The sequence below is a fragment of the Methylorubrum zatmanii genome, assembly GCF_014845115.1.
GTDB classification, from domain to species: domain Bacteria; phylum Pseudomonadota; class Alphaproteobacteria; order Rhizobiales; family Beijerinckiaceae; genus Methylobacterium; species Methylobacterium zatmanii.
This window is the reverse complement of the sequence record NZ_NKUI01000292.1, coordinates 1-7,638: the sequence shown is the minus strand read 5'-3', so window position 1 is coordinate 7,638 and position 7,638 is coordinate 1. Positions and strand designations below refer to the sequence as shown.

Sequence of the window (7,638 nt, the reverse complement as noted above, 5' to 3'; positions counted from 1 at the left end):
CGTCGAGGCCGGGGCCGGAGCGGGTTCCGGTGCCTTGGCCTGGATCGTAACCGGGGCCGGGGGTGCGGCCGGTGCGGAGACCGGTTCGGGGACGGGCAGGCTCGCCCGGCGCAACGCCGGTTGCGACTCCTCAGGGGCGAGCGCGGGAACCCCGTCCTTCAGGTCGGGCCATTGCGAGGCGACGGGAGCGATCCGCACGGGCTTGGTCCGCGGATCGGCGAGGCCGGAGAAGAACGAGAAGGCCGCGGCGGCGAAGGCGGCGACGGCCACGCTTCCGCCCGCGACGCTGGCAAGGAGGGGAAGCCGGAGCCGAGCCCGCGCCCTGCCCTTGGCGCGGCGGGTCTCGGAGGGGTGGATCGCCACCGACATGCGGTCGGCCTCTTGCGTGGTGTAGCCCTGCAACAACACAGCCTCGGCAATGCGGCGGCAAGATGTCCGGTGGGTCCGAACAGAATTCGAGCCTCCGCCGTCCACACGAATCGCGGTGAAGTCCGGCGACGTCCGACCGTTGCCGAGTCGCTCCCGTCTCAGGCAAGTCTTGCCTGGGCCAGTTCTGACCGGGCGAGCTTTAAGGCCTCCGGTTTAACGGAGCGTGTAGGTTACCCGAATCGCGCGTCCCCACGGGCCAGCGATCATAAGAAAAACATCAGTGTGCCGCGCGACCCCCCGACGCGGCGTCGGCATGGACTTTCGCCGAGGGATCGGCCACGGTGCCGGGCGTGCTGAAAGTGCAGGAATTCGAGACTTTTATCCGATGCCCGCTTGCCGAATGATCCCGGGTCCGGTGTGCCCGCGGCGGCGTCGGCGGGTGATGGCCTGACCGGTCGCGAGGGCCCGTGACCATTCCCGCCGCGACGCAACCGTCCGTGACACCCGCCGTGACCTTCGCCATGACGCGACCCGCCGCCGATCCGACGCTTCGGGAGGCGCTGCCGCCTGCCGGCGCCGAGCGGCAGCCCGTGTCCTTCTGGGCCGGCCTGCCGACACGGACGCGCCTGATCCTCACCGTGCTTGCCATCGATTGCGTCGCCGCCTTCGTCTCTTGCGGCCTGATCGTGCTCATTGCCCGCAACGCCGTGCAGGTCGAGATGGCAGCGAGTCTCGCCACGGTCGAGCCGCTGGTGGCCGACACGATCCGCTCCCTGCGCAGCCCGAGCCCGGAGAGCGTGCTGCACAGCCTGGATCTGCGCTTCCAGAGCCTGCGCCATGTCCGCGTGACCATCCTCGACGCGGAGGGGCAGCGCGTCGGCTTCGGTCCGTCCGACCGGGGCCGGCAGGACCGCGACGCTCCCGGCTGGTTCGTCAGCCTGATCGCGCCGGAGCCGCACCAGCACGATCTGCCGATTGCCGTGCGCGGGGAGCGCATCGGCACCGCCGCGATCACCACCGAACCCCTCGACGAGATCGAGGAGGTCTGGGATTACGCACGCACCCTCGCCCTGGCGAGCCTGATCCTGAATCTCGCGGTTCTGGCCGCACTCATCCTCGCCTTGGGCCGCATCCTGCGGCCGCTCGGCCGGCTCGCCGAGGGTCTGACCCGGCTGGAGCGCCACGACTACACCGCCCATCTCGATCCGCCCGCCTCCCGCGAGCTGGCGGTGATCGCCGCGCGCTTCAACCGCGTGGCCGGGGCGCTGGCTGAGGCAAGGGCCGCCAATGGCCGGCTCAACCGGCAGCTGCTGACCGCCCAAGACGACGAGCGCGCCCGCATCGCCCTCGAACTGCACGACGAGTTCGGCCCCTGCCTGTTCGCCCTGGAGGCGAACGCCGCCTCGGTGACGCGGCTCGCCGCGGGTGCCGGCGAGATCGACCGGGTCCGGCTCGCGACGCGGGCCGGCGATATCGGCAGCATCGTCGCCCAGGTCCAGAGCCTGAACCGCGACCTCCTCAACCGCCTGCGTCCCCACGCCCTCGGCGAGGTTCCGCTCACCGATTGCCTGAATCTGCTGCTGCGCGATTTCGGCCGGCGCCATCCCGACACGACCTTCGAGGGCGATTTCGAAGGGCTCGCCCGCGGCTACGGCGACATCGTCGACCTGACCGTGTTCCGCTGCATCCAGGAGAGCAGCACCAACGCCGTCCGCCACGGCGGCGCCAGCCATGTCCGGGCCCGGGCGACGGAGGAGACCGACGCCGCCGGCATGATTGCCCTGCAGGTGAGCGTCGAGGATGACGGCAGCGGTATCGCGCCGGGTCACCGGGTCGGCCTCGGCCTGTCGGGGATGCGCGAGCGCGTCGAGGCTCTCGGCGGCCAGTTCAGCCTCGGCCGGGCCTCCCTCGACAACGGCTCCGACGGAACCGTCGTCCGGATCACCATCCCCATCGATCCAGAGCGCGGCGAGGGCGAGGATCCGCCCGCCTCCGCCGCGCCGCAACCCAAGTGAAGCGTGTACGATGAACGCGCCGGTCAGTAATCCGATGACGAAAGCGGCATCGAGCAAGGGCGCCGCCTCCCCCGTTCTGGTCATCGACGACCATCCCATCGTGCTGCAGGGATGCCGCCGGGTGCTGGAGGATGCGGGGATCGAGACCGTGGTGGAGGCCACCGGCGTCGTCTCCGGCTACCGCGCCTTCCACCGCCTGCGCCCGCCGGTGGTGATCTGCGACCTCACCTTCCAGGGCAGCGGGCTGGCCGGCCTCGCCCTGATCCGGCGTATGCGGGCGATCGAGCCCGAGACCCGCGTGCTCGTGTTCTCGATGCACAACGATCCCGTCATCGTCTCGCGGGCCCTGGAAGCCGGAGCGCTCGGCTACGTGCTGAAGGATCACGCCTCGAACGAGCTGTTCCAGGCCTTCGACCGGGTGCGGGCGGGCGAGGTGTATCTCGACCGGCGGCTGGCCACCGAGGTCGCCATGCTGCGCGCCGACCCGCGCCGCACCCCGGAGACGCAGCTCACCCCACGCGAGCAGCAGATCCTCGCCCGGCTCGCCCAGGGCAAATCCTACGGCACCATCGCCGCCGATCTGTCGGTGAGCTACAAGACCGTGACCAATGCCTGCTCGCAGATGCGCCAGAAGCTCAAGGTGCGCACCCTGGCGGAACTGATCCACGTCGCGGTCACCCAGGCGCAGCGGCAGGGCTGAGCGCATGAACGAGGGAGGGGCATTCCTGGCCGAAGACCTGTCCGCCGACCGCGTCTCGCGGCAACCCGCGCTCTCGCAGCAAGCCGAGTTCTCGCAGGAGGCGTGGGCGAGAAACCACGCGGCCTACGAGACGATCCGCGCCATGCCCTTCAACGCGGAGCTCGCCGACGGCTCGCTGAGCCCGGAGCGCTTCCGCCGCTACATCGTGCAGGATGCGCATTACCTGATCGGCTTCGGCCGGGCCCTGGCCCTGGCCGCCGCCAAGGCGCCGCATCCCGACCGGATCGTGCAATTCGCCCGCGGGGCCGAGACCGCCATCGTGGTCGAGCGGGCGCTGCATGGCGGGTTCTTCCGGGATTACGGCATCGACGCCGCTAGCTTCGCCGCCACGCCCCTCTCCCCGGCTTGCGACCACTACGTCGCGTGGCTGATGGCCAGCGCCTATGCCGAGCCCTACGAGGTGGTGCTCGGCGCGCTGCTGCCCTGTTTCTGGATCTATGCCGAGGTCGGCCGCGACATTTTCTCCCGCGCGGCGGTGGACAATCCCTATCGCGCCTGGATCGACACCTATGCCGGCGAGGAATTCGGCGAGGCGGTGGCTGCGATGATCGCCGCCACCGACGAGGCGGCTTTGGAGGCCTCGCCCGCCCTCCGTGAGCGCATGCAGGCCGCCTATGCCCATGCCACCCGCCTCGAATACCTGTTCTGGGACGGGGCCTATCGGGACCGGGTCTGGCCGCTCTGACGGCTACGTTTCCCTCCGCGGCTTTCCATCCTGGCCGCGTCCTTGCACGGCGATGTTGAGACGAGCCGTTGCGCCTGCGACGGTTTCGCGATTGATCTGTCTTCGAGACAATATTTCGAACGCTTCACGCGACGTGCGGCAGCCGGAAATGGGGGGTTGAAACGACATGGCGGCAGGCTTGGGCAGCGATCTCTTCCGGATCAAAACGCTGGAACGGCTCAATGCCGATGCGGAAGCCGGCGAGAACAAGCTGGAGCGCCATCTCGGCCCCTGGAGTCTGGTCGGGCTCGGCATCGGTGCGGTGATCGGCGCCGGGCTGTTCTCGCTCACCGGCATCGCCGCCGCCGAGCATGCGGGACCGGCGGTGACGCTGTCCTTCGCCATCGCGGCCATCGGCTGCGCGCTGGCCGGCATGTGCTACAGCGAGCTGGCCGGCATGATCCCGGTGGCGGGCTCGGCCTATACCTACACCTACGCCACCATGGGTGAATTCGTCGCCTGGATCATCGGCTGGGATCTGGTGCTCGAATACGCGGTCGGTGCCGCCACGGTTTCGGTGAGCTGGTCGCGCTACGTCACCCGCTTCCTGCGCGACACCCTCGGCATCAACCTGCCCGGTTCGCTGGTGCATTCACCCTTCGAGACCTACCAGCTCGCCGACGGCACGGTGGCGCACGGCCTCGTCAACGTGCCGGCGATCCTGATCGTCGTGGCGGCCTCGACCCTGCTCATCATCGGCATCCGGGAATCGGCCCGGGTCAACGGCGCGGTGGTGCTGGTCAAGTTGGCGGTGGTCTTCACCGTGATCGGCGTCGGCCTGTTCTACGTGAAGGCCCAGAACTACGACCCCTTCCTGCCGGCCAATACCGGCACCTTCGGTGAATACGGCTGGAGCGGCGTGATGCGCGCGGCCGGCGTGGTGTTCTTCGCCTATGTCGGCTTCGACGCGGTCTCGACGGCGGCGCAGGAGGCCAAGAACCCCCAGCGCAACATGATGATCGGCATCCTCGGCTCGCTGGCGATCTGCACGGCGCTCTACATCGCCTTCGCCGGCGTGCTGACCGGCCTCGTCCATTACGAGGCCATGCGCGGCGATGCGGCGCCGGTGAACACCGCCATCGCCGCCACGCCCTATCCCTGGCTCAAGGGCCTCGTCACCTTCGGCGTGATCTGCGGCTTTTCGACCGTGATCCTGGTGCTGCTGCTCGGCCAGAGCCGGGTCTTCTACAGCATGTCGCAGGACCGGCTGCTCCCGGCCTTCTTCTCGGCGGTCCATCCGAAATGGAAGACGCCCTACCGTTCGAACCTGTTCTTCATGGTGTTCACGAGCGCGCTCGGCGGCTTCCTGCCGATCTCCCAGCTCGGCCACATGACCAGCATCGGCACGCTGCTGGCGTTCATCCTGGTCTGCTTCGGCGTCATCATCCTGCGCCGGACCCAGCCTGACGCGCCGCGGGCCTACCGCACGCCGCTGGTGCCGTTCGTGCCGATCCTCGGCGCGCTGTTCTGCCTGGCGATGATGCTCTCGCTCGACGGCGAGACCTGGCTGCGGCTGGTGATCTGGCTGGCGATCGGCCTGGTGATCTACTTCGTATGGAGCCGCAAGCACAGCCGTGTGGGCCGCGAGGAGGGGGCGAACGCCACGACGGCCGTGTAGGCCGGCGGGAAAGCGTGGAGGCCGTCCTGTCCGGCTTATGCCGGACAGGACCTCGACTGTTCGGCTTTCGGGATCGCGGTGACGAAGCGCGGCGGAGCCGGCGTGTCCTCGATCCAGCCCGTTCGGATCACGGGATTGCGGCCGTCCGGTGTGATGATCGGACCGACGACATTCCAACGCTGTCCGTACTCGTCGGCGGGCAAGGGATGGACGAGGCCGGTGTCAGGATGTCGATGGATGGCATCGACGAGACGTTGCGGATCGTCGGGATGAAAGCCGTAGGCGGCAAAGAATTTATACCGGCTGTAAGCTTTCGGCGTTTTCCGGCCCAAAAGGGATTCTGTGATTTTCTCGACAGGCACAGTGCGCAGGCAGAGAGGATGATCCTCGCCTAGCAAGCGTCACCTGCCATCGGCATCTTCCAGCTCGGGAGCCTTGACGGTGACGATGGCATCGAACGGCTTCGCGACATCCACCACGTCAGCTTCGCCGCCCTTTAAAACCTCGACGATCGTGCCGGAGGCGCCGGCCGGCACAAGCTCACCGTCCCAGGACTTCTGAGCGGTGCGGAGAGCGACCGTGCTGAGGGTACCACGTACCGCAGCATGTCCCCGTGCCTGCCCTGCAAGTCGGATCGACCTCGTCAGGGGCGGAAGGTTAGGACGTGCCGTGCCCATTTGCAAAGCGCATGAGGATTGAACTCATGCAGCCAAAGCCGGTCGAGTGAGGAGACGCCGATCACGGCCGGTCGCAAATTCGACCCGAACTGGATGACGGGAGCGACCGGGAGAGTCCGCTGAGCTTCAGGCCCGGCGGGCCAGGGCGATCACCGGCGGCTCGGAGAGGCCGACGAGGGGGCGGCCGACCTCGATCGATTGGCGCTCGCGGGCGATGAAGGCGGTCGGCATCACCGCCTGCATCTCGGCCTCGACCTTGCGCAGCTGCGCGTCGGAATGGGAGGGGTGCAGGTGGATGATGGCGAGCGCCTTGGCGCCAGCGCCCTTGGCCAGCTCGACGCCCTTCTGCCAGGTGGAGTGGCCCCAGCCCTTGCAGCAGGGATACTCCCCCTCGGTGAACATGCCGTCATAGACGAGGAGGTCGGCTCCCTCCACGAAGCGGCACAGCTCGGGATCGGGCCAGTTGGCGCCGTGCTCGATATCGCTGATGACGCAGAGCCGCTTGCCGCCATGGTCGAAGCGGTAGCCGGTCGAGCCCTGCGGATGGTCGAGCAGGATGGTGTCGACCTGGATGCCGTCGGCGAAGGTCAGGGATTCGCCGGCCCGGAAGCCATGATGCTTGAAGGTGCAGGGCAGCACGTCCAGGGTCACGGGGAAGAGCGGCGGCGAGAACAGCCGGTCGAGGGCATCCTCGGCGCTCGCGCCGTCGAGATTCCCGCAATAGGTGTGGATCGTGTGAGCACAATCCATCACCACCGGCTTGAAGAAGGGCAGGCCGGCCGTGTGGTCGAGATGGAGGTGGCTGAACAGGAGGTCGATGTCCTGGGGAAGGGACTCGCGGCAGCCGCGCCCGAAGGCACCGAGGCCCGAGCCGGCATCGATCACGAACAGGCGGTCCCCGCAACGGATCTCCAGGCAAGGCGTGTTGCCGCCGAACTCGGCCGTCTCGGGGCCGCTGACCGGCGTTGAGCCGCGGACGCCCCAGAAACGAAGGACGAGGGCATCGTCCTTGGCTGGATATGGCAGGGTCATGGATCGGCACCAATGCCCGGTGTCCGACCGGGCTTTCTCGGATGAAGGCAGTGTCGCCGCGTGCATCCGCGACGGATCTTCGGCCCCTCTTCGGGCACGGAGTGTACCGCGCTGAGATGGGGGGCCGCCATGCGGGTTTGTGTGCGTGCCCGCACACGCCGTTTTGAGCCGTTCCGGATCAGCGCTGCGCCACCTTCTCAATCAAGGGTTGTGGAGCGTCGCCCTCCGGCGGGGGAAGCCGATCCTCGATCGCGGCGCGCGCGAGGCTGGGCCAGCTCTGCGCATAGCGCGTCGTCAGCGGCTCGCGAAGACGCACCGATGCGGTCTCGGAGGACGGCACGAACTCCGCGATGCGGCGGCCGAGCGAGGGGCTGCCGGTGCCGTTCCAAGGTCCGATCCACGCGGTCCAGACCGCCTCCGGCACGGGCGGAGGGGGCGGGGGC

The 7,638-nt window shown here is 68.5% G+C and carries 7 protein-coding genes and 2 pseudogenes; 4 read left to right on the top strand and 5 right to left on the bottom strand.

From position 1 onward, the window contains the following. Nucleotides 1-405, bottom strand: a pseudogene (locus MZTS_RS23690) (hypothetical protein); the annotation flags it as partial. A gap of 485 nt (nt 406-890) precedes the next feature. Between MZTS_RS23690 and MZTS_RS23685 the strand changes: the two are divergent. The 4 genes from MZTS_RS23685 (at nt 891) to MZTS_RS23670 (ending at nt 5,486) form a co-directional block, all read left to right on the top strand. Then, the gene (locus MZTS_RS23685; RefSeq protein ID WP_192285714.1) at nt 891-2,384 is read left to right on the top strand and encodes an ATP-binding protein; all 1,494 of its coding nucleotides are present in this window, start codon (nt 891-893) and stop codon (nt 2,382-2,384) included. Nucleotides 2,385-2,394: 10 nt separating this feature from the next. Then, nucleotides 2,395-3,084: a response regulator transcription factor gene (locus MZTS_RS23680; protein ID WP_192285710.1), complete on the top strand. Its 690-nt coding sequence runs from the start codon at nt 2,395-2,397 to the stop codon at nt 3,082-3,084. 25 nt (nt 3,085-3,109) lie between these two features. Continuing rightward, nucleotides 3,110-3,829: a TenA family protein gene (locus MZTS_RS23675; RefSeq protein ID WP_378741851.1), complete on the top strand. Its 720-nt coding sequence runs from the start codon at nt 3,110-3,112 to the stop codon at nt 3,827-3,829. A gap of 166 nt (nt 3,830-3,995) precedes the next feature. Continuing rightward, nucleotides 3,996-5,486, top strand: coding sequence for an amino acid permease (locus MZTS_RS23670; protein WP_192285708.1), 1,491 nt, complete (start codon nt 3,996-3,998; stop codon nt 5,484-5,486). Nucleotides 5,487-5,521: 35 nt separating this feature from the next. On the opposite strand, the gene MZTS_RS23665 is transcribed toward MZTS_RS23670, so the two are convergent. The 4 genes and pseudogenes from MZTS_RS23665 to MZTS_RS23655 all read right to left on the bottom strand — a co-directional run. Continuing rightward, nucleotides 5,522-5,884, bottom strand: coding sequence for a DUF6883 domain-containing protein (locus MZTS_RS23665; protein WP_192285706.1), 363 nt, complete (start codon nt 5,882-5,884; stop codon nt 5,522-5,524). Nucleotides 5,885-5,887: 3 nt separating this feature from the next. Then, entirely contained in the window at nt 5,888-6,022 is a 135-nt protein-coding gene (locus MZTS_RS25545; protein WP_281397090.1) for a hypothetical protein, read from the bottom strand. A 267-nt stretch (nt 6,023-6,289) separates the two neighbouring features. Beyond that, entirely contained in the window at nt 6,290-7,195 is a 906-nt protein-coding gene (locus MZTS_RS23660) for an MBL fold metallo-hydrolase (protein WP_192285704.1), read from the bottom strand. A gap of 178 nt (nt 7,196-7,373) precedes the next feature. Beyond that, nucleotides 7,374-7,638 (bottom strand): annotated as a pseudogene (locus MZTS_RS23655) (L,D-transpeptidase family protein); the annotation flags it as partial.

Bases quoted from the DNA above. Each gene is read 5' to 3' on its own strand.
- MZTS_RS23685 (WP_192285714.1), top strand. From the start codon at position 891: ATGACGCGACCCGCCGCCGATCCGACGCTTCGGGAGGCGCTGCCGCCT.
- MZTS_RS23680 (WP_192285710.1), top strand. From the start codon at position 2,395: ATGAACGCGCCGGTCAGTAATCCGATGACGAAAGCGGCATCGAGCAAG.
- MZTS_RS23670 (WP_192285708.1), top strand. From the start codon at position 3,996: ATGGCGGCAGGCTTGGGCAGCGATCTCTTCCGGATCAAAACGCTGGAA.
- MZTS_RS23660 (WP_192285704.1), bottom strand. From the start codon at position 7,195: ATGACCCTGCCATATCCAGCCAAGGACGATGCCCTCGTCCTTCGTTTC.